This is a genomic window from Arundinibacter roseus (genome assembly GCF_004348825.1).
GTDB lineage: Bacteria > Bacteroidota > Bacteroidia > Cytophagales > Spirosomataceae > Arundinibacter > Arundinibacter roseus.
The window spans coordinates 87,081-109,511 of record NZ_SMJU01000012.1; the positions used below are offsets into that span (position 1 = coordinate 87,081).

Below are 22,431 nucleotides of genomic sequence, written 5' to 3' on the forward strand. Positions count from 1 at the left end.
ATACGATTTGTGGAAATTACAAAAAAAGGAAATTGGAGAAATTCACTTTTCCGCCCGTAACCATAATCCGCCTTTGGTTGCCAATTTGAGTTGGTTACTATTGACCACTTCCCCCGTGACGGCATCCGTAATACGTTTGTATGTCAGATTTTTAAAGGTAAGCGCGACGGTTTTTGCGGTAGCTTCGTTCAACAAAAAATAATGGTCTGCTTCGGGAGCGGCCAAACGATACACGAGGGCGTTGGGACAGGAATAGGTGGAGGAATAAGTCCCGAGCGTGTATTGTAAAAGGGAGGAAGAAGTCTTTGCAGAAGTTTCAAACGCATTGAGTGATGCCTGAAAACCCAGCAAAATGGCCTTGCCTTTGCCGAGAGAATGTTCCAACACGGCGGGTTTGCCGTTATTATATTTTTCAACCACACGGGCCTCAGTAGCCGTTGAGTTGATGGTAAAGCCCTGCACTTCTTTCCCCGCAATAGTGAGTTGCCGATTGGTACCCGAAAACTGAAAATCATCAATGGTCGCCCCAAAAAGCTGTTCAAAGTCCGAGCCTTTACCGGTCGGAAGGTTGACGGTATTTTCGTCGTACCAGCCCGAAGGTAAATCCATGACCAGTCGCCCGCCTTCCTGCACGTATTTTTTCAAAACGGGTAATAGTTCTTTTCGCATCGTGAGCATAGCCGGTAAATACAGCACTTTGTAGCGCCCGGCTAGACCTTTGGATAGATCGTTGGGCGTGAGGTATTCAAAAGGTACATTGTTGGACATCAGTACATTGCTGATGCCGATTCGGGCTTTGACGGGCTGAAATCGAAAATCATCCCGCCCCGGAATACTCATAGCGCCCCAGGTTGCCTCATTTTCCCAGTCGTACAGAATACCCACGAGCGGCTCTTTGTGAGCGTTCCAGAGTTCAAAACGGTATTTTTGCATGGCTTTTCCCAATTGCCCGATGGCAACGGCACGGTCGGTAATTTGGCCGTTTCGGTCAAGCAGACTGTACTCGCCGCCTTCTTTTCCGGCGCTTCGGGCGTTCCAGCACCAAATGCCGAACCCTTTGAAGCCGGCGGCTAACTGACTGAGGTAGAGCTGCATCAATTCATCGGGGCCGACGTAGTAAGAATTGGTATGTCCCGGATTTTTTTCGCCATCCATCTGCATCGGCCCGCCCGTACTTTCCCAACCGCCCGTCCAGCCGCCTTTATTGAAGTCGTTCATCAACGACGCCTGCTGATAGAGCGACTTGGTGATTTCACCTTTGACCAGATTGTAATGCCACGAAAAGTGCATGGAAGGATAAAAAGAGCCATAGTTGGACAGAACGTCGGCGATGACTTCCATATCCACTCCGTACCACGCAAAAGGGTGAAAAACGGCCAATTCACCGCCGCCACGATAGGGCGCATTGGCATCAAAACGATTGAACTGCGCCGCAGATTCGCGAATGCGGCCCAAATTGTGCTCTACCTTGAATCGATAAATGTCTTTGACGTGATTGTACTCGCGGCTCGTAAGATTACGCCAATTCTTGGCTACATCCTCCCAGTCATTGAATACCCGCTGTTCGTTCAGGAAAAGCCCGGCGTGGTACTGATTCCAGGCTTGGTTCAAATTTTCTACGGTGTGGTAACGCTTTTTGAGCCATTCCAAAAACAATGCTTCGCCTTTGGTACTGAGTTCCAGCCCCCGTCCGCCGATTTCGGGGTCGTAGGCCACGCTCGTGACCCGCATAAATTTTTTGTCCGGACTGTTTTGGATGTATTTTTCGGTATTTTGAATTCGTTTTTTGGCAACTTCTTTTTGGTAATTGATCATCTTAGGATGCTCCAATAGTTCACTCATTGACAGCGTTTTAGCGATGCCCAATTGCTCTAATAGGGCAGGGGTTATTTCTTCGTAGCCGCCTTCGCCGTACCACCACGGCATAATGCCTTCTTCCAGGGCAATCAAAGAAATTTGCCCAATGGTCCAGGTCGGTAAGGGCATGATTTGTTTCAGGGCGTTGAAGCCCAGCTTTTTCATGTTTTGGAAATGCACCCGCATTTCTTTCTCGCCTTCATTGGGTTGCTGCACATACACGACTCCCGCCGGCATGGGGGCCAGTTTCCGAAATTTTTGCTGCATGGGTGAGTCGTGCAGGGCGTCGTACTGCTGATGCAGGTATGGGTCGTTTTGGGCGTGGATTGGGCTGAGTGGTCTGAAAATCAGAAAAATAAGAAAAGGGAGTACGGTGAATTTCATGAATAAAAAAACTTAGGGTTGAGCTTTGACAGCGTAAAATGTGCCTCCTTTCGGCGGCGCATCGGGGCGGAGAAAAACGTTGGGTTTGCCAAATTCCGTCGTGACCTGATACACCGCGTTGGGTTGGGCTGCACCCATTTTTCGGTTGTAGCCGGACACGCCTTTGGAAATAACGGTATTGTTAAACAACAAATTTTCAGGACCGGGCGGGCGGTGTTTATTTACGGCTCCAATGCCGATAGCGTCCCAACTGTGCCAAACGGGCGTAGCGATGCGGCATTGTTCCACCAGATTATGACCGTTGTCCTGGTCATGAAAGTTGACATCTACTTCAAAATCACATTGATAGACCACATTATAAGCCGCGCCCGGACTCATGATGGCAAAATGGCGAATTCGCCGGACTTTTTCGTTGTAAAACAGGCAATATTTTGACCCCCAACACCCATAATATCCCCCGTGAAAGGAATCGTTTTTTACGTAGGCCCGGTCCATGAAGTTATTTCGACAGGTCATGTGTTCACAATTCCCCAAACCCAGCGGATGCGTGCCGGCCCACAGAAAGTTGCAGTTGTCCACCCACGAATTGCGGCAGTTTCTAAAAATGACCAAGTGTACAAAAAGCGTCGTGTCGCGGGTTTCGTGCTCGTGAAACACCCGGCGGTCCCAGGCAGCATTAAAATCGGATTTGTCGTAAGGTTCAAAATCGACGGCGGCGTAACGAAAGGTAAGGTCTTCCAGGCCTACCCATTCAGCATTGTTTATTTCGAAGGCTACGAGATGTTTTTGGTCGGGAGAGTATTTGAAAAACATCTTCTTCATCACCACTTTCAGCACCGTTTGGTCCTTGTTTTCACCGCGCAGGACTACGTTTGATTTCAGCGTAATTGGTTTTGAAATAATGTACTCGCCTTTTTTGAGAAAAATAACCCCGCCGCCCAGGTCCGCTACTTCATCAATCGCCTCCTGTAAATTGTCCTGAGGCGTAAGGGTCTTTTGAATTTTTAAGGTATTTCTCAACGGAATTCCTCCCTGCACGCCCGCTTTGGCCCACTCTTTCATGTCTGGAAAGCGCGGGTCAAAGCGGGTTTCGTCAAAGATTTGTCCGGCATCACCGATTTGGTGTTGGGAGTAGGCAAGAAAGGGTAGGAGCAAGCACCATAAAAAGTACTTCATAGCCATGACTATTTATTGTTTGGCATAAGTTGCCGTAAATACAATCAATCTTCCGCCCCAAGACGTAACAAGTCCTTGATTTGCAGGGGTAATAGGTACTACCGGAACCGTAATATTTCCCTGCGCACTGAACGTGATGGTTATTTGCCGGTCTGTAATTGAGGTAATTGTCGGGGAATAATTTGTGTACGTGGATGAGGTATAGACGGGCGCACCCGAGGCGTTGGGCGCTACGGTTCCGTGAAAAACAAAATCGTAGTTCCAGCGACTGATTTGTCCGTTTGTGTAGGTTGGGCGACCAATACGAAGTAAGGTTGCCTCCCCGCTTTCATCGGTAACTTTTGCCAGCGAAAATTTCCCTTGCTGACGAATGCCGCGATTGGCTAACCAAAATGTATCGGCGCTTGCTGTCTGAGCGGCAAAATACAGGGTATCGGTAAAGGGTCGAATAGGATTGGCACGGCCTGTAACCAACAAAGGCGCAGTGGTCGGCGTAACGGTAACCAACGTGTCGCGGGAACGCGGGGCTGGCCCTACCTGATACTTCATTGTAAGCGAAACCGGAACCCAAACTCCCCGGATTTGGTCACGAAGAGCCTGGTCGTTGGATACCGTAGGGAATGGAGGATTTTCACACGCCCAAAACGTAGAAACAAGTAGTATGGCGGAGCAAATAGCTGCCAGGTATTGAGATATTTTCATGGTTTTGATTCTTTTTTTAATCGTTTTGGACTAAAAGTGGATTGCGGTCAATCATGGTTTGCGGGACCAAAAACACCAGTAAGCGGCTATTCCAGGGCACTTCGCTACAATTTCCCAGGGCGCAGTCTACTCCTCCGGGAGAGGCAGGGCGGTCGCCGGGATTCAGGGGTTGTTTCAATCTTTTGATGTTATGAATACGATTGCCTTCGCTGAACATTTCGCGGATAAATTCCATTTGAATTTCTTCCAATAGGTTGGTCGGAGCGCTGACTAAGGCTGGCAAACCTGCCCGTGTTCGCACAGCATTTAGGTCTGCCAACGCCAGGGAAGTATTGCCTTTTCGCTGGTTCATTTCGGCCCGCATCAGTAAAAATTCAGCGGAGCGGAAGAGCACCACGTTGGAATTGACTCCCTGAACTGGCCCTAAATTGGAAGTACCCAACGAACCCCATTTCCTGGAAAACCAGAGCCGGTTGGGGCTGTCCCAGGCCGTAGCTGCGTTCGTGGCCTGCGTTGTATCCAGGAGTGTTTGGTACCGCAAATCAAGCTGACGGTCAAAGTCAGCCAGAGCTTTGAAACGTTGGCTCATACGTAAATTAGGGCCGGATGTCAGGTTGTTGACATTGGCCAATTGTGCCGGCGTATACACACTTTGAAGGGTATAATGCGTACGCAGCGGCGCTCCGTTGGTGGTGCGGGAGTTTCGTCCTACGACGTTGACCAGCTCAAAAATTACTTCGTCGCGGTTGGCAGAATTGGTGCCGGGCATGATGCCGGTACGTTGGAAAAGTTGAGCCAGCATTTGGTTTCCGGGGACCAATGGAAAACGATTGGTGCTTCCCGTTCCGAGCAGACGATTGCAAACCGCCAAACAGCTATCCACGTTGTCCTGCTGCCAGTAAACCCGCGCCATTAGGGCAAGGGCGGCGTATTTGTTGGCGCGTGGCTGCATAGCGGGCAGGTGTTGTGCTGGGTCATAATTCTCTGGCAGCAGTCTTTCGGCAATGCGTAAATCGTTCAGAATGCTGTCATAGGCCGCCACGACGCTCAGGCGCGGGTACGCCAAATCGCCAAATTCTGACACCGATTTATAATTTCCGACGGGTCCGGGATGCGAATTATCGGGCGTATAGCCCCATGGGAAACCAATCAGGCGGGTTTGTTCAAAAATGCACAAAGCGCGCACAAAACGGGCATCGCCTTCGATGCGCCCTCTTTGCAGACGGATGTCTTTGCGGGGATCCGTTTCGCCGGGAGTTTGTACCTGATTGCTTTGCAGGATTTCCAGTACGTTGTTGGCGTTGTTCAACCCAAAGGTTGACCATTGTAAAAATTCTGCCTGATATCCGTAGTCTTCCTCCCGGTGCGACCAGGTGTACACTCTGGATGAGCGGCCCGGACTGTTACGGTAGTTGACGTTATTCACAGCCACCAAATCGCCAAATGTTTCGCCAATGACAAGCGCATTTCCCCCAAAGGCTACTTCCCGGGCAATGCCCGAATAGGCGCCCGTCATCAAAATGTCCAGTTCTTCAACCGTTCGTACATTTTGCGCCTGAATCAGGGTTTTGGAAGAAACTTCATCCAAATATTTATCGCAGTAAAAACCGACCATTGCCACGGCAAGTATTCCCAAAATGCTATATGTCTTTTTCATGAGTGTTTAATTGTCAGGTAGTTAAAATCCAAAATTAATTCCGGCCAGTATCGTCCTGACTTGTGGCAGGTCGTTGTTGGTAACGCCCGGCGAGAGCGTAGCCGTGGAGCCGTCGGCACCGCCGTTGCGAAATACCTCCGGATCCCACCCGTTAAATTTGGTGAAAGTGAGCAGGTTTTGACCGGTCAATGAAATTCGGGCCGTCCGTAGCCGTAGTTTTTTTGCTACCGATGCCGGAAGGTTATAGCCGATCTGAACGTTTTTGAGGCGAATGAATGAGCCATCATGCAAAAAACGGGAGGATTCAAAACCACGCGCATTGGAATTCCATTGCATCCGGTAAACACCCTCGGTCCGGGCAAGTTCGTCGCGCAGACTGCCAATGCCCGGGCTTTCGGCCCGAAGCACCTGACCGGTGGTAGGGTAGCTCTGAATGCGTTCGCCCTGATCGTAAATCCAATTGCCGTATTGGTAGTAGAAAAGGAAGTTGAAGTCAATTTTGCCAAATTGAAAACTATTGGTCAACCCACCAAAAAGGACCGGATATGGGGTACGGTTTTCGAGTATAAATTGGTTGTTTCCAGCGTTATTGGCAATTGTCCCGTCCCATAAAGCTCCGGTTTTTACGGTTTGGCCGGTAGTACTGAAAGCAACCCGATCCCGCTCATAAAACAGTTCATTACCCGTATTTGGGTCAAAACCTGCGAACTGCGCCATGTAATAATTCCCCAGCGAGTAGCCGGGCGTAGCGATGCTCGGGCCGGCAATTACCTGAAAGGGATAATTCAGGAACGGTGCGGTATAGGTGCTTAAAACGGTATTTTTGTTGTGGCTGATGTTAAAATCCGTCGTCCAGCGGAAGCCTTCCTTGATGATATTTCGGGTCGTGAGACTAAACTCGACCCCGCGATTGCGTACAGAACCAAGGTTGATGGTCATCGAATTGTTGATGGTGCCAAACAGCGGTCCCAGGGCGTAGTCCAGCAGCAGGCCATCGGAGTCTTTGTTGTAGTAGTCGAGCGTACCGCTGATGCGATTGTTGAGCAACGTAAATTCAATGCCTGCATCAAATTGTGTGGTAGATTCCCAGGTCAGAGCCGAGTTGCCGGGGTTGGTAAACTGCCCTCCCTGAATGCCGCCGTAAATTGCGGCATTGTACCCAACAAACGTGAAGTTCTTTTGCCAGGAAAAATTGCCGATTTCGGCATTTCCTGTGCGGCCATAACTGGCACGAAGCTTCATGAAGTTAACAAAAGAACTCGTGTTCAGAAAACTCTCATCGCTGATGACCCAGCCAACCGACATGCCGGGAAAAGTAGCCCAGCGATTTTCGGGACCGAAGCGCGACGAGCCGTCGGAGCGAAGGCTCACTTCAAACAGGTATCTGTCTTTAAATGCGTAGTTGATTCGACCAAAGTAAGAAACAAACCGAAACGAAATTTCATCGTTGAATACTACCGAGCGGGTTGTGTCCAGGCCGGTGATTGCACTGGAAGGCACGCGTTCAGTAATGTAGGTTTCGTTGTCAGAAATGCGATTTTGCAGGCTGTTTCCGGCCAAAAGAACGAGTCGATGGTTCTCGCCTAATTCCCTCGTATAGTTGATTGTATTATTCCAGTTGGAATTGCGGTTCAGAACGTTGCGATTTTCTGCACGCCCGTCTCCCATCCGCTCGGCACCCTGAATGCCTTGTGGAAAAAGGGTCGGATTTAGTAAAATATCGTTTCTTGTTTTCTGACGATCCGTACCGAATTCAGAACGAATCGTTAAACCTTTGACTGGTTCAAGCTGCGCAAAAAACGTGTTGATGTTTCGGAAGGTATTGGACTCGTTGGAATAGTTGTTTCGGTAAAAAACAGGGTTAGAGCCAATACGGGTAGTATTGTTAGTTCCGTTGGCAATGCCGTTAAAAAACGTTCCATCGGGAAGCTGTATCGGATAGGCAGGCAGGGCAGACGAAAGGCCGTACTGATAGGAGTTTCCCAACGGGACCATTTCATTGGTAATGCCATTAAGCGAAACATTGGCGCCCAGTTTAAGTATTTTAATAGGGTTGTATTCCATATTGATTCGTCCGCTCAAACGCCGTAGCCCTTGACCGATAACAATTCCCTCTTCCCGGCGGTAGGATCCGCTTCCGTAAATCGTCAGATTCTTGGTGCCGCCGCCAACACTCAGCGTTGCCTGCTGAAAACTGCCCTGCCTCAACACCTGATCGAGCCAATTTGTACTTGTATTGTAAAGCGTGGTAGAGTCAATGAGTTGATTATCAAAAGATGCGGGCAATGATCCTCGTAAAATACCCGTTGGGACCAGGTTTGCCAAATTTGAGGAAGCAGGCGCCAAACCGGCCTGAATGTTGTTTCGGGCCGCCCGTTTCAGGATATTGAAATGATCGGCTCCGTTGTCGATGAGGTCCACCCGATTGGTGGCGGTGTTGATACCGTGCTGGTAACCAAAATCAAAGGTTGGTTTGCCTTTTTTGCCTTTCTTGGTGGTAATCAAAATCACCCCGTTCGCAGCTCTTGACCCAAACAGAATGGAAGCCGATGCATCTTTCAGGACTTCCATTGACTCGATGTCGTCAGGATTGATTTCTGAAAGAGGATTCATGGCAACACCGCCGGTACCAAATGCTGAACTGTTTACGGGTTGGCCATCAATGACTATCAGCGGCTGAGAATTGGAATTGATGGAAGCCACTCCGCGCACATTGATACGCACCGCTCCACCGGGCGTACCACCGGCCTGCGTGATTTGCACCCCCGCTGCCCGTCCCTGCAACGCTACATCAGGACTTGCCGCCGTATTGGCACGAATATCAGCCGCTTTCAGCGACGAAATTGAGCCCGTTACGTCGCGCTTGCGCTGCTCACCAAAGGCTACCACCTGCACCTCGTTCAGGAATCGATCGTCAGGAAGTAAAGTGAGATTGATTTGGCTGCGAGTACCCACCACAAGTTGCTGAGTTATATAGCCCACGTAGCTGATAATCAGGGTAGTTTGCGCGTCCGGTACGTCCAGCGAATAGTTGCCGTTGGTATCGGTAGTGGTGCCTCGGGTAGTACCTTTGATCAGAATACTCACGCCGGCCATTGCTACACCTTTTTCGTCTTTGATGGTCCCCGAAATGGGTAGTTCAATGGGTTGACTAGTCCACGCGCCCTGCTCTTCCTTAGGTTGAGGAACGCTCTGCCTTTCCTTGCTTTTCCGCAACAAAATCCGGTTTTCAATTACTTCATAGTCTATATCAATAGGTTTCAATACTTCATCAAGAACCACCGATAGCCGCCGGTTGCTGGCATGAATCGACACCCGCTGATTGGATTGGATTCGGGTGCTGTATACGAATTTGACCTTCGCTTCTTTTTCAATTTGGCGTAAAACATCGCGCAGTTCGAGCTTGTCGCCCTGCAACGAAATAGTCCGGTTCAGTACTTCCTGAGCACTCGTTTTGTGGGCCATTGCCAGGCCTGTACACAGGCAAATAAGGAGTACTTGTGAAAACGTAATTTTCATAACCTTCCACAAATTTTTGGGAATTGGTACTGGTTTTTTCATAGATTTACCTGTTTTTTAATTGGTGAAATAATTGAGAAACAAGGCCCTCTCACAGATTGGCGTTTGTCGGGGGCGTTTTACATGGGCCGGAAATGTTTGCAGCATTTTCGGCCTTTTTTTGGTGTTGGATATAAGCGTAAGTTCAACAATCAGGTAGCCTCAGCACCCTTCGCCACTGATAAAAACCACCGTTCCGCGTTTTTCGTACGTGGCATCAATCGATTTACAAATCAGGTCGAGTTGGGTAAAAAGTGTGAGGCCGTTGAGGTCGGCTGTCAGGCGACATTCGTTTGATTTTGGGTTTGAAATCACGAACTCAATGCCGTACAGCCGGGTGAGTTCGCCCAAAACCTGAGGCAGAGAAGCCTCCTGAAAAATCAGATTTCCCGCTATTTCCCGAACTTCAATGACCGGAATCGGTGCTTCTACAATGCCCGGCACAATCGTATGCGTAGTGGCATTATAAACTGCCCGTTGATTCTGTGTAATGATGACGCCGTTGTGCTCCCGATTTGTGGTCGTTTCGAGCGCATACACCGATACTTTTCCGCTGCGTACAGAGACCTCCGTGGTCCTGGAATTGTGGTTTTGTCGAATGCGGAAACTCGTACCCAAAACTTCGGTCACCAGGTCATCGGTATGTACCACGAAGGGTTTGTTCTCGTCTCTTTTGACATCAAAAAAGGCTTCACCCGTCAGGTACACTTCCCGTCGGGTTTGGTTAAATGCTTTGTTATAAACCAGTTGGCTATTTTGCGAAAGGGTAACTTTTGTCCCATCGGGCAGTACCACTTCCTGTTCCGTCTGCAAGGTGTTCTTTACTTCAATACCCGATTGACTCACAACTTCCTGAGTAGCTTTTGGGAAAGTGGATAACGGTTTGTCCCAGCCCCAATACCATCCCGCACCAACCAACAAACATGCCGCTACGCCCGACAGCCAGGCCAAATGCAGCGGGCGTAAAAAGGTACGGGCAGGGAGGTTTTGCCGGATTTTCTGCCACATCCGTTTTTTGATCGCCTCTTTTTGTCGTTCGGGCAAATCAAGTTCCTGCTGATTGGCCGGACTTTCGTACCATTCCAGCAGCAAGTTTTCTTCCTGCTCGGTGGTTTCGCCTGCCAGGTAGCGTTTTAACAGTTGATTGAATTCCTGATGAGTCATGAGTATTCTGCGCTGACTAGTTGTCTGAATGGAAATCTTTGAGGTTTTCTTTCAGAAACCGTAAAGATTTTGTGATATGGTATTCCACGGCTTTTTCGCTGAGGTTAAGACCCACAGCAATCTCTTTCACGGACTGATTTTCGAAGCGGCTGCGTTTAAAAATTTCCGCACTTTTTTCAGGCAATCGATTCAGGACTTTCTCTACGACGTTGGTCAAATCCGTATAATTCACGATATCCTCAGTTGCGTAATGTTGATGGATTTCCTGAAAAATGATGTATTCCTGGTACTTGCGGTAGCTGATTTGCGATTTGATGTAGTCGTACACCTGATTTTTGACGGCGATCGTGAGGTACAGGCCCAAATGCCGGATTTGTACGTCGGCGCGGCGGCTCCAAAGTTTTAGAAATACTTCCTGAACCAGCTCTTCGGCTTCTTCGCGAATGCCGGTTTGATGGTACGCAACGCTGTACAACTTGTACCAGTAGCGACGATAAATTTCTTCGAAGGCATTTCTTTTGCCTTCTCTCAGAAGTACCACCAGCCGTTCGTCGTCGAGTTGTTTCAAAATCATTGTGCTACGAATAAAGAACCTCGTTGACAGTATAGTAGAACAACGGAGCTTTATCCCTAAATAATTTTAAAAAATAGTTGAATTATTTTATTTGGATGCGATTTGGGAAGGGAAGTCGTTGGTGAAAAAACAGCGGCTACGGCTTAATTGTTGGTTAAAAACACCAACAATGGCTGATGATCTATTTTTGTGTTGTAGGCCGTGTACTTTTTTGGAGAAAAATTTCTGCTTTTTTGGCAATGAACGGATTGGAATGTTGCCTAAGTTGTTCAACGGCAGTGCGTGTTTCCGAATCAAAAATGGCATGATGCGCCCAAAGATCAAGCAGAGTAGTCAGGCTTTCGCCTGTAAACGAAGAAAGGTTTTTGCGCAGCAATTGCACAACTTCCGGTTGTAGCGCAGGTGCTTCCTGTAATTTTTGTAGCAGTAGTTTTTTTAAACTGTACGATGCCGGAAAGATTTTTTTTGTGAATTCCAGTTGCAGTGTTTTGTCTGTTAAATCCCTGGAATTCAGTGACTTAATTGCACGCTCGGCTAGCGTAAATTCCTTTTCAGAAATGTACGTTAGCAGGGTTTGGCGAAGAGTCGCATCGGGCGTTATGAAGCCGTTGATATGATTTAGAGCCCACAGTTTATCCTGCATGTCGGGACTTTCGAGTAGCAGCTGTACCAAAGCGGGCGTGAGCGCTTTTTCTGTTAATTGCTGTACGTGTTGTTGCGAACTGCCGTACGTTATGTTCCATAGTTTATAGGTTGTAAAAGCCGCACCTTCCACTACATATTCAAGTACGTTGGCCGAGGTAGCCCCAGAAACGGCATCCACTTTGTCGTAGGTAGAGTCGGCCTGAGGGACAATCTCGTTGTAATGAAAACTCCCAAGCGGAGAAAATTGGTCTGTCAATAAAGCATGCAATTGTTCGTATTCTTCCGCCGTGAATGGCTCGTGGTCGTACTTGCTGAGAAATTCTTTTTCGGGCAACTCAAACCCTAAATACCTTCCTGTTGGATTCCAGTGTATAGTTACATCAAGTGGTCTGCACTTGTTGTCGAAACAAACACCCGTACGGATTGGCCGGGTGTAGCGCAGGGGATAGCCTTCGGCAGAAATTTGCTGCCATAGCGTGTCGTTGGCAATGTCATCTTTAAAATCCAGAATAAAATAACGGGTATCTGCCACCGGAGCCACGAGGGTAGGCACACCAAAATACTGTATTTTCCCGGAAGGATTATTCCCGGAAAAATACAGTATTCCTAAAAAGATAAACAGACTTTTCTGAACCAGATTTTTTAGTTTCATACTTTATCTTTCATTGCCTCAGGCGAGTGGCGGCACAATGCCTCCGTGGGCCTCAATCAGCTGCCGAAGCTCCTGAAACGGTACTTCCAGCGGGGTGGTTTTGTGCGTATGCGCCAGCACCGCCGCCGCCGCCGCTGCCTGTCCCATACCCATCGACGATGCCTGTACCCGAAGCGCCGAATTGGCCAGTCGGTCGCTGCTGATGCAGCGTCCGGCAACGATCAGATTGCGGCTATTTTTAGGTACTAAGGCCCGTAGCGGTACCGTAGGAACAATGCCCTCGTTGAGATGTTTGGGTATAATTCCCTTTTCATCGTGTAAATCAATGGGGTAGTAGGAATACGAAACGGCGTCGTCAAAGTGTTTTCCTGTCACGTAATCTTCGTGCGTCACTTCATAGTGTCCCGCAATGCGGTAGGTTTCCCGAACGGCTGTTTCAGGCTGCATATCCAGCAGTTTTGTTTTTTCAAGTCCGGGCAATGTCCGCAAAAACCGCAGCGTTCGCAGCAGGGATGCCCGCCCTTTCAGATTGGCGAGCGTATGCAATTCTGAGGTGGTAGAGTCGGCACCAAGCACGTGGCTGATGTTGTCGCCCTGACTTTTAAGCAGTCCGACAATGTTATTCCGAAACTCGGTATTATCCAGATTCCCCTTCTTTATTTCTTCCTGATAGCGGGTTCTGAGCAGGTTCAGATCCAGCTTGTCAAAGTCGTAGCCGCCGAGCTCAAACATCAGGGAGCCGGGCTGCACTTCTTCGCCTCGTTTGAGTTCAAAACCTGCGAGGGAAGTAACGTAAGCATTTCCGGTACAATCAATTAGTTGGTTACAAATTATCTCCGTCGAAATCCCTTTTCCAATAGTTTCTACGGTCCAGGAATTATTTTTAAAAGTAATTTTTGTCGGTGTTTCATAAAATCGAATGTGCACACCTGCTTCGATGCACTTTTCTTCGATAATCAGGGAGTACAGCGGGCCGTTGAGGCGCACCTGATGCCGTGGGTGATTTTTGCCATGAGGAATCGAAAAGTTGGGCAGCGTGTCGTCGTTGAGGGCCACGGCTTCCTGCACAAGTTCCCAGCCGATTCCCGAAATAACCTGCTGCCCCCAGGCAAAAAAGATACCTGGGTAAGCCACACCGCCCGTAGTGGTAGTGCCGCCCAGCTGACTATTGTTTTCGAGCAAAATAGTTTTTTTTCCGGCTCTTCCGGCCTGAATCGCCGCCACTACGCCCGCGGTGCCGCCGCCAACCACCAGAATATCCGTTTTGAGCGTCTGTTTTTTTATGGAATGCGAGTCGTTAATCCGAATCGTTTTTTCTTTTACCAAAAAATCAGCGGAGCTAATGCCAAAGGAGAACATTCCCAAAGAAGCAAGCGCCGATCGTCTCTGTATTTTTTTCATAAGAATTCAATAAAATTAATAGCCTGGATTTTGATCAGTGGCGGGATTCAGCGCTCTGTTAAAGTTAAGTTCGGAAACCGGAATCGGCCAAAGCAAGTGCTTATCGGCTACATCAACGCCTTTATTCTTTTTAACAAATTCTTTGACTTTATTGATCCGTTTGAGGTCCAGCCAACGCTTGCCGAGGTACAAAAACTCATAGGCGCGCTCCTGAATGATTAGATCCAGGAAGGTTTCGGTGGTGTAGTCGGCCAGTTCATAATCTACCTCCGAGGGACTACCGGGCAATTGTCCGTACGCCCGGCGATGTACCTGATTGAGTGCTTCTAGTGCCTCGGCCGTTGGGGCATTGGCGGCCCGAGTAGCGGCTTCGGCAAAGAGCAAAAGGGCATCGTTGTAGCCATATACCGGATCGTCGTTGCCTGCGCCCTGTTGGCTAATTGCCTGATTATCGGCAAATTTGGCGCTTATGAGGGTGTTAGGACCTAGTCCGATATTAACCTTTTGCCAAAGATCTTTGCGTAAATCTCCTTCGGGCCAGTTTTTGTAAAAAGGCTCAGTCGTGAAGCCGTACACCACATAGGCCCCGCCAAAATTAAAGAGATTGGTGCTCGGATGATTGGTAATCCAAAGCATATAATTACCCTGATTTACCTGGCGGGTATATTTGAGATAAAAGATTTCTTCGGTCGTTGAAACGAGCTCCGGCCCAAAAACATCGGTTTGAAAATCCTGAACGGACTGCACCGGAACCAGCGAAAAACGGTTACTTTTTATCACCTCGTCGGCTTTGGTTTTTGCCTCTTCGTAGCGCCCAAGCGTCAAAAGTACTTCCGCCAGCATGGTTTTGGCCGCCCATCGAGTAGGTCGTCCCACGTTTGCGGCACGGTCAGGCAGGTTCATTTCGGCTTCTTTCAGATCAGCTTCAATCAGCGCATACACCTCCTCAGGAGTGCTTTTACGGAGATCGTTTTCGGTCATGTTTTCCTCCGTCCGAAGCGGAACGCCCGCCCAGTTTCGCACCAGTTGAAAGTAATTGAAAGCGCGCATAAATTTAGCTTCACCAACATGTTTTGCAATATCTTCCTGACTGATCGACGTACCGTTTGGCGCATTTCTAATCACGAGATTGGCATTTCGGATGCTCAGGTAAAAGTTGTTCCAAAGACCCTGCACCCGGCTGATATTCGCATCGTTAAGTCCCTGTTGCTCATGTAGTGGTGCCCAGCTTCCACGTCCGTAGGCATAGTCGGCCTGGCATTCAAGGGAGGTTTCGTAGACGGTGTAATTGGTGGCGCGCAAGGGCGAATAAATCGCATTCACAGCTGCTTCGACCTCGTCAGAGGTGTTAAAGAAATTTTCCACCACAATGAACTTTGGTTTCTCAACCAGTGCTTCTTCGCAGGAAGCCAGCCCGAGCAGCAGTGAAGCCGCCGCTATTTTCAGGCTGATTTTTCCTATTTTTTCAAAATCTATTTTATAATATCTCATCGCTTTTCCTGATTAAAATTGATTGTTTGAACCTACCCTCAAAATCCCACCCGAATACCGGCCGTCACGGACTTTGCCGTCGGGTAGCTGTTGTGGTCAATGCCCTGTGAGGTTGAGTTGCCGCCACCGCGGGAGTTCACTTCCGGGTCCCACCACGAATAGCTTGTGAAAGTCAGCAGATTTTGCCCACTGACATACAGTTGCAGGTTGCGCATCCAGCCAATGCCCCATTTGCTCACGGGAGCATTGTAGGCCAACTGAATATTTCTGAACCTCAGGTAAGAGCCATCCTCTATAAAACGATCCGAAATCCGTGAGTTGGTGTTGCGGCTGATGATCGGGTACTTTGCATTCGGATTTTCAGGAGTCCAGCTATTTAGAAGCACGTCGCGGGTCATGTTCAGGCCAAAGCCGTGGTCGATTGTGTTGATAATGGAGCTGACGTTGAAAAGGTCGTTGCCCTGCACGCCCTGAATAAAGAGCGAAAGATCAAAGTTTTTGTAGGACATTGTGGAATTGATTCCGTAGATAAAATCCGGGTTTGGATCCCCGATGAATGTTTTATCATTTTGGTTAATCGTCCCGTTTCCGTCTAAATCTTTGTATTTGATGCGCCCTTGCTCGGTATAGCCATCTTCTACATAGCCCCAAAAACTTCCAATCGGGTGTCCTTCGCGCAGAATGTTGGATGCATCGTTCACAACGACTACATTCACAGAACCACCCAGAATATCATTTCCATCATACAGTGTAACTACTTTGTTGCGATTGATGGCAAAATTTGCGTTCAGGTCCCACTTAAATTCGCCCGTAAAAATTCGTCCGTTCAGGCCCAATTCCAGTCCTTTGTTTTGTACTGCACCGATATTCTGAATGGTAGAAGTAAAACCCAAAGATGCAGGAAGCACAACTGTACTGAGCAGGTCACGGGTATTTTTGATGTAATAATCTGCCGTAAACAGAAGGCGATTATTGAGTATTCCGACATCCAAACCAATGTCTGTTTGGGCAGTAGTTTCCCAGCGCAGGTTACCGGGCAGACGAGTGCCAGGCGTGAAGGTAGTATACATGGCATCGTCAAAAACGGTACGACCAGAGTTCAACTCGTTCAGCGTGGCATAGGCATTTATGGCCTGACTGCCCGTTAAGCCCCAACTTGCCCGAAGTTTCAACTCCGAAATAGACGTACTGTTTTTCAGAAATTCTTCATTGGAAATTTTCCAGGCAACGGCCGCCGAGGGAAAGTACCCCCATTTATTACCCTCGCTGTACCGCGAAGATCCATCGCGACGGATACTTGCCGTGACGAGATATTTGTCGTTGTAGCTATAATTTAGTCGGGAGAGGTACGAAATCAACACGGATTTGGAATAGCCTGATGACGGTATACCGGGCGTAATTGCTGAGCCCAAATCGGAGGTTTCGGTGATGTCACTCAAAAACCCGTTGCCGCTTCCACCCAGAGTGCGGGTCAGGAAATCCTGATAGGTTACACCCGCAACAAAGGCAATGGAATGTACACCGGCGATTGTTTTGTTGTAACTAATGGTGTTCTCATTGAGCAGGCTTGTAAACTGATAGCTGCTTACACTTGCCCGGCCGGGTGAATTGAAAAAGTTACGTGTGGTATAGTTGTCGGTTCGGTCATCAGCATTTTCGATTCCGCCCGCAATTTTGATTGTGATATCCGGAATTGGATTAAAAATCAGCGCCGCATTAGACAAAATCCGGTTGGCGTTGATCTGTGTCGTTTGTTCATTGATAAAATTCAGCGGGTTAATCAGGTCCGTGGCCACAAAAGGATACGCAATGGCAAGTACACGGTAGCTGCCGTCTTCGTTGTAGGGAGTGAGCGTGGGCGGTGCCGAAATAGCCGCCGAAATCATAGAATTTCCCCGCGAACCACCCTCGCTATCCCGACGGTCGGTCCGAAGTTTGGAAAGCGTAGAGCTAAAATTCAGGCTAAATTTGTTGCTGATTTTATGATTTATATTGGTTCGGAGCGAAAACCGGTTGTAATCACTTCCTTTAATAATTCCTTCCTGACCAAAATAGCTTCCCGACACCGAAAATTGTGTTTTGTCATTTCCGCCGCTGATGTTCAGGGCGGTGGTTTTCATAGGCGCTTTTCTAAACACCAAATCCTGCCAATCGTAGCCGTCCCCAAATCCGTTGACTTGATCCTGAGTAAAATACGGAGCGAGTCGGTCGTTTTGCGCCTGTTGGTTGTAAAAAGTTGCGTATTCGCGGCCATTCATCAAATCCAGTTTTTTGCGTAGGGTTTGAACGCTGTAACTGGTTTCAAAATCAACTTTGGTTGTGCCGCTTTTGCCTTGCTTGGTCGTAATAATTACAACGCCATTTGCGCCTCTTGATCCATAGATGGCCGTTGCCGAAGCATCCTTCAAAACCTCGATACTCTCAATATCTGCATTGTTCAGAACCGTTGGATTGCTGCCAAAAATCGGGAAACCATCCACCACGTAGAGCGGTTCGTTGCTGCCCTGAATGGAGTTTGTCCCCCGAATCCGGACGCTGATTGCGCCACCCGGGGCACCCGAATTTTGTGTAACCTGAACCCCGGCTGCCCGGCCCGTGAGCGACTGCAAGGCATTGGCCGTTGGGAACTGATTGATTTCGTCGGACTTAACTTGTGACACGGAACCCGTCAAATCGCTTTTTTTTACGGTTCCATAGCCCACTACCACCACTTCATTGAGGGCAGTACTTTCGGGCGACAGCGAAACGGCAAGGTTCGATTGGCTGCCGACGACTACCTCCCGGCTGCTGTACCCAACAAAACTGAAAACTAAGGTTGTTGTCGTCGCAGTATTTTCAGGAATGGTAAGCGTAAACTCCCCGTTTGCGTTTGTGGTTGTGCCGCGGGATGTTCCTTTGATTACGACACTTACACCGGGCAAACCGGCGTTGGTTTCATCGGTTACTTTTCCGGTCAGGGTGCGGTCTAGCGGAGCGGGAAGCGAGCGAGGCGCCAATTCCTGTACAGCTGATGAAGTTGGCTTTGGTGATAAAATAATCTGCTGACCCACTACCTCATACGTTAGTGATAAGGGCTGTGTAATTTTATTCAAAATTACTTCCAATGGTTCATTGGTACAGACGAGCGTCACCTTTTGATCGGTGGGTATCAGCCGTGGCCGATACGCAAACCGAACGTTGGTTTTCTTCTCAATGACGGACAATGCCTGTCGGACATCCTGATTTTCAATGGTCAGGCTCAGGCGCTTTTGCAGCAACTCCTGAGCCGATGCATCGTGAGCCACGGTAACACCCGTAAAAATCACTGCCATAAGGCATTGCATCAGTGAAATTCTCATAAGGTGGTAAAAGAGTAGTTTGAAACGTACCGAATTTTTCATTAGGTTTGGTTGTTTTTGTGAATTGATTGGCAAAAACACCTCCGAACACGCCTGGAAACGGGCGATGGATGATTTGGAAGATCTAACCGGAGGAAGTCGGGCATCAGCAGTGTTGCGAGCATTGCTGATGCTTTTTTAGTGCCCGAAGGGCGGATCAGGCTGTTTTTTCATATAAAAATTTGTCAGGTTAAATAGGTAGGAATATTTTATTCAGTAAAAGATTTAGCACCCCCGGCTATATATAATAATCTGTCCATCAATGAGTTTATACTCAGCTCCCAGCACTTTGCATATTACTTCAAGCTTTTGATACAAATTCTCGTGCGTCAGATTCAACGTGAGTTGGCACTCTTTCATCAATTCCTCATCAAATAGTACTTCTACGCCGTAAGCTTTTTCGAGAGCGTCAAATACCTGCCGCGCAGAAGCCGACTCAAAAGCAAACAGTTGAGCTGGCGCACGCTCCATCAGCAGAATGGGCTTTTCTACCAGGGACTTGCTGATGCTTGCATCTTTGCGTTGAAAAATAGCCTTTTGATTGGGAGTCAACACCACGCCACCTGCTTCGGGGTCAGCCTTTGGGTTAGGTACATCCGCATATACCGACACGCGCCCAGACCGTACCGATACCGTTACGTCGGGAGCTTCCTGATGGGCATGAATATAAAAACTTGTACCCAAAACTTTGGTAATCAGTCCATTGGCATATACCAGAAAAGGGCGGTTCGGGTTTTTCTGAATTTCAAAAAATGCATCTCCCGTGAGGTAAACCTGTCGTTCAGTTCCTTCAAAGTCTTTGGGGTAGCGCAGATGGCTGTTTTTTTCAAGCCGTACCGTGCTGCCGTCCGACAGCTGAATCGTCATTGTTTTGTTGGCTTCATTTACAGCTTCTTCCCAAACTGGCGAAGTCGATTGTTCCGCCACAGGACTGTCCGACGCTTTTTCCTGCTCTTGCCAAACGTAATAACCCCATCCTGTACCAAGCAGTAGTACCACCGCCGCGGCGAGTTGAAGAACATAGTCACGACGCCATAGCTGCTGTCGATAGGGTGCTTCAAGAGTAGCAATCGACTCTTCAATCCGACTCCAAAGCCGATTGACCTGCCACTCGGGCACTGCCGCAGCACGATCGATGCCATTTAGTCCAATTACCAAACGTCTGGCTTCCTCCACCTGATAGTAACGCTCGGGATATCCGGCCAAAAACGCCTGCCAAAATGCCTGAGTTTCGGGCGTAGGCTCGCACACCCACTCCTTGAAGTAGTCGTCTGCGGCAAAGTCTTCGGCGAGGTATTGGTCGTAATTCATTTTTATAAAAAATGCGTTATTGTACGAAATTAGAGTTACAATTTGTGACTATTTTAAAAAAGACGTTGGGTTAAGAAACTGGAAAGCAAAAGTAAACTCACACAAAAAATGCGGACGGTTTCGCGCAGAATTTTCAATGCCGAATAAATAAATTTACAAGCCGACTGATAGTTTATGCCCATGATTCGGGCAATTTCTTCGTTGCTGAAATGGTGCGTAAACCGCAGGTCAATGGCCTGCTGCTGGCGAGGACTCAGTTGTTGGTACCCTTCCCGGAGCTGTCGATAGAGCTGTTCCTGTCCTTCGGGCCGGAGCCATTTTTGCTCCATAAAATTATCCTCTTCTTCTACCTCCGGGAGCATATCCATGCTTGTGGCGTTGTAAAAAACGTCTCTCTGCTGCACCCGCTGAATTTTGTTGCGCAGCGACCGGAACAGATAAAATTTTATAGAATCGGTTTCTGACAGGTTTGCCCGGCTTTGCCATAATTCAATAAACAGATCATGAATGCTGTCTTCCACAAGCTGTACATTGCTGGTGATTTTATAGCCGTAACCTACCAATTCACGGGAATGAAGTTCATAGATTCGCTGAAAGGCCTCGCGGTTGCCTTCCCGAAATGCATTCCATAAAGCTTTGTTCTGTGATTTGGATAGCACCCGTTTCGCTCGGTTAGTTTGGTTACTTTTCTAAAAAAATAGTACCAGCGGTTTCATTTTTCTTCCTGCAAGTCTCTATGTACCAATGGCAGGGGGAGTGGTTTTTAATCCTATTTTTTCTGAAAATTTTTAAAATATTTTTCGGGAAGGTTCTGACCCAGTATTTTTAGGCAAGAATTTAACAGGGTACTGACTAGTGAGTTGATTTTTGAGGAGAAGGGGTTTATAGTTTTTTGTCCCTTGCATTGTGCAGATTTAGCTCCGGTTGCAGCGAGCCTAATTTAAGGTCAATAAGCTGCTCCTGAAAGAGCTTTGATGAGGACGGTAAAAGTGTTGTCACTATCTCTCCGATCAGAAACTACATGACGAGACTCCCCAAAACCACCAAGAGGCGGCCTCAGATGAGACCGCCTCTTGGTGGTTTGTTGTCGTCGCTACTGTTAATGGATCACTTGCTCGTTTTAAGCACTTGAAGTTTAGTTAGCGTGGTGTCAGCTACGGCCGTATCGCCCGTAATAACGCGGTACATTTCGTTGGCTATTATTTTGTGCGCATAGGGATTTGGGTGCCCGTCAGCCATGACCGAATCCGTACCGTTAGGCTTGTACCAGTGCCCGTACAGGCGGCCATACTGATCGCCATTTTTTACGTTGTGCTTGTTAATCAGCGCCGTATCTGCATAAATAATTGGGATTTTGCGCTCATAAATCAAGCTTGGCGGTAGTTTGGTGCGGTAGCCAAAGCCAGTACCCGTAGTCCAAACCAGCATTTTAGCACCATTCTTTTCGCAAACATCCGCAATACGGTTGTAGCCAATCTGTTCCACTTTCAGCTCGTCGGTCGTTGGGGCAGGGATGCTTCCAAACAGCATTTTTACCTTCGTAACCAGTTCCATTACATCTTCGTAAATCAGCGTAGGAGCCACACGAATGTAAAACTTGGTAAAATCCCACAACGAGCGCGGAGTATTTTTGAAATCTGCCAGAGGAATACGCAGGCCACGGGGCGAGAAAACGGGCATTTCAAGTCCATTATCACTAAAATAAGGAATCGGAAACGTGCCGCCGAGAAAGTTCTGATACTGACCCATTGACCGATGTGCCAACCATGACGTATACTGCGTCACGACGTAGTCAGGTTTTAGTTTTGGAATCAACTCTTCGGCCTTCAATACCATCTGAGAAAGTCCGTAACCACTCGTGGCTGCGTTGACATAGTCCCCGCCTAGCTGCTGCTGAACGTAATGCGCAAAGGTGCTGTCGGCAAAGCAGGCGTCGCCATAACTCACCGAGCAACCCAGATAAAGCACCAACGGCCGCTTGCCGGTAGGTTTGTATCCAACCGGAACACGGTTGCCGTTGTCGTCATGATAAATGGTAATATCTCTAAATCCAAGCAGACGATAACCTGTGGAATTTGGCAGGTGTTTGTAACCAAGTTTGTCGTCATTTACGTAAACTTTCCCGACCTTTTCCCCGCGTTCTTTGGCGAGATTGTACATCGGTAGCATCTGCATCCGCAGGCTCCACGCGTACAGAATGAACGGAATAATCAGGATAATGAAAAAGCGGAAAGCAACCGAATGTTTGAAAGTTTTTTTCCAGAGTGGATACGTAACACCTAATACCCAAAACAGAAGAAGGAAGAGTTTGAGATAGGTGACCAGGCCCCCAAAGTGATCGATGAGCCACTGATTCATGCCTACCAAAAAACGCAGGATGAAGTTTTGCCCAAAGTGCAGAATTGCCACTATTGCGAATATATACGCAGTGAATTTCAGATTTTGTTTCATGTGTTGTTTTAATTTCCCCCGTAACGTCAGC

General features: G+C 48.2%; 15 protein-coding genes. 1 reads left to right on the forward strand and 14 read right to left on the reverse strand.

Annotated elements, in window-relative coordinates; translation table 11 throughout:
* Window positions 1-42 precede the first annotated feature (42 nt).
* The 11 genes from EZE20_RS18240 to EZE20_RS18290 all read right to left on the reverse strand — a co-directional run bounded on the left by EZE20_RS18240 (window position 43) and on the right by EZE20_RS18290 (window position 18,599).
* Window positions 43-2,241: a beta-galactosidase trimerization domain-containing protein gene (locus EZE20_RS18240; protein ID WP_132120341.1), complete on the reverse strand. Its 2,199-nt coding sequence runs from the start codon at window positions 2,239-2,241 to the stop codon at window positions 43-45.
* 12 nt (window positions 2,242-2,253) lie between these two features.
* Window positions 2,254-3,417, reverse strand: coding sequence for a right-handed parallel beta-helix repeat-containing protein (locus EZE20_RS18245; RefSeq protein ID WP_132120343.1), 1,164 nt, complete (start codon window positions 3,415-3,417; stop codon window positions 2,254-2,256).
* 12 nt (window positions 3,418-3,429) lie between these two features.
* Window positions 3,430-4,119: a hypothetical protein gene (locus EZE20_RS18250; RefSeq protein ID WP_132120345.1), complete on the reverse strand. Its 690-nt coding sequence runs from the start codon at window positions 4,117-4,119 to the stop codon at window positions 3,430-3,432.
* Window positions 4,120-4,135: 16 nt separating this feature from the next.
* Entirely contained in the window at window positions 4,136-5,776 is a 1,641-nt protein-coding gene (locus EZE20_RS18255; RefSeq protein ID WP_132120347.1) for a RagB/SusD family nutrient uptake outer membrane protein, read from the reverse strand.
* A 21-nt stretch (window positions 5,777-5,797) separates the two neighbouring features.
* On the reverse strand, window positions 5,798-9,337 hold the full coding sequence (locus tag EZE20_RS18260; protein ID WP_132120349.1) for a SusC/RagA family TonB-linked outer membrane protein: 3,540 nt from the start codon (window positions 9,335-9,337) through the stop codon (window positions 5,798-5,800).
* Between the two features lie 159 nt (window positions 9,338-9,496).
* Entirely contained in the window at window positions 9,497-10,498 is a 1,002-nt protein-coding gene (locus tag EZE20_RS18265; protein ID WP_132120351.1) for a FecR family protein, read from the reverse strand.
* Window positions 10,499-10,514: 16 nt separating this feature from the next.
* The gene (locus tag EZE20_RS18270) at window positions 10,515-11,072 is read right to left on the reverse strand and encodes an RNA polymerase sigma factor (protein ID WP_132120354.1); all 558 of its coding nucleotides are present in this window, start codon (window positions 11,070-11,072) and stop codon (window positions 10,515-10,517) included.
* 181 nt (window positions 11,073-11,253) lie between these two features.
* Window positions 11,254-12,369: a hypothetical protein gene (locus tag EZE20_RS18275; RefSeq protein ID WP_132120356.1), complete on the reverse strand. Its 1,116-nt coding sequence runs from the start codon at window positions 12,367-12,369 to the stop codon at window positions 11,254-11,256.
* An 18-nt stretch (window positions 12,370-12,387) separates the two neighbouring features.
* Window positions 12,388-13,770, reverse strand: coding sequence for an FAD-dependent oxidoreductase (locus tag EZE20_RS18280; protein WP_132120358.1), 1,383 nt, complete (start codon window positions 13,768-13,770; stop codon window positions 12,388-12,390).
* Between the two features lie 15 nt (window positions 13,771-13,785).
* Window positions 13,786-15,261, reverse strand: coding sequence for a RagB/SusD family nutrient uptake outer membrane protein (locus EZE20_RS18285; RefSeq protein WP_132120360.1), 1,476 nt, complete (start codon window positions 15,259-15,261; stop codon window positions 13,786-13,788).
* Between the two features lie 38 nt (window positions 15,262-15,299).
* Window positions 15,300-18,599, reverse strand: a complete 3,300-nt coding sequence (locus EZE20_RS18290; RefSeq protein ID WP_132120362.1) for a TonB-dependent receptor — start codon at window positions 18,597-18,599, stop codon at window positions 15,300-15,302.
* A 19-nt stretch (window positions 18,600-18,618) separates the two neighbouring features.
* Here EZE20_RS18290 and EZE20_RS24115 point away from each other — a divergent pair, with 19 nt between their 5' ends.
* Complete coding sequence (locus EZE20_RS24115) at window positions 18,619-18,780, forward strand: hypothetical protein (protein ID WP_165933518.1); 162 nt, start codon at window positions 18,619-18,621, stop codon at window positions 18,778-18,780.
* A gap of 83 nt (window positions 18,781-18,863) precedes the next feature.
* Here EZE20_RS24115 and EZE20_RS18295 read toward each other — a convergent pair whose 3' ends face one another.
* The 3 genes from EZE20_RS18295 to EZE20_RS18305 all read right to left on the reverse strand — a co-directional run bounded on the left by EZE20_RS18295 (window position 18,864) and on the right by EZE20_RS18305 (window position 22,400).
* Window positions 18,864-19,949 (reverse strand): FecR family protein, encoded by a 1,086-nt coding sequence (locus EZE20_RS18295; RefSeq protein ID WP_132120364.1) that lies wholly within the window; start codon window positions 19,947-19,949, stop codon window positions 18,864-18,866.
* A 53-nt stretch (window positions 19,950-20,002) separates the two neighbouring features.
* Window positions 20,003-20,608, reverse strand: coding sequence for an RNA polymerase sigma factor (locus tag EZE20_RS18300; protein ID WP_132120366.1), 606 nt, complete (start codon window positions 20,606-20,608; stop codon window positions 20,003-20,005).
* Between the two features lie 448 nt (window positions 20,609-21,056).
* On the reverse strand, window positions 21,057-22,400 hold the full coding sequence (locus EZE20_RS18305) for a hypothetical protein (protein ID WP_132120368.1): 1,344 nt from the start codon (window positions 22,398-22,400) through the stop codon (window positions 21,057-21,059).
* Window positions 22,401-22,431: the final 31 nt, after the last annotated feature.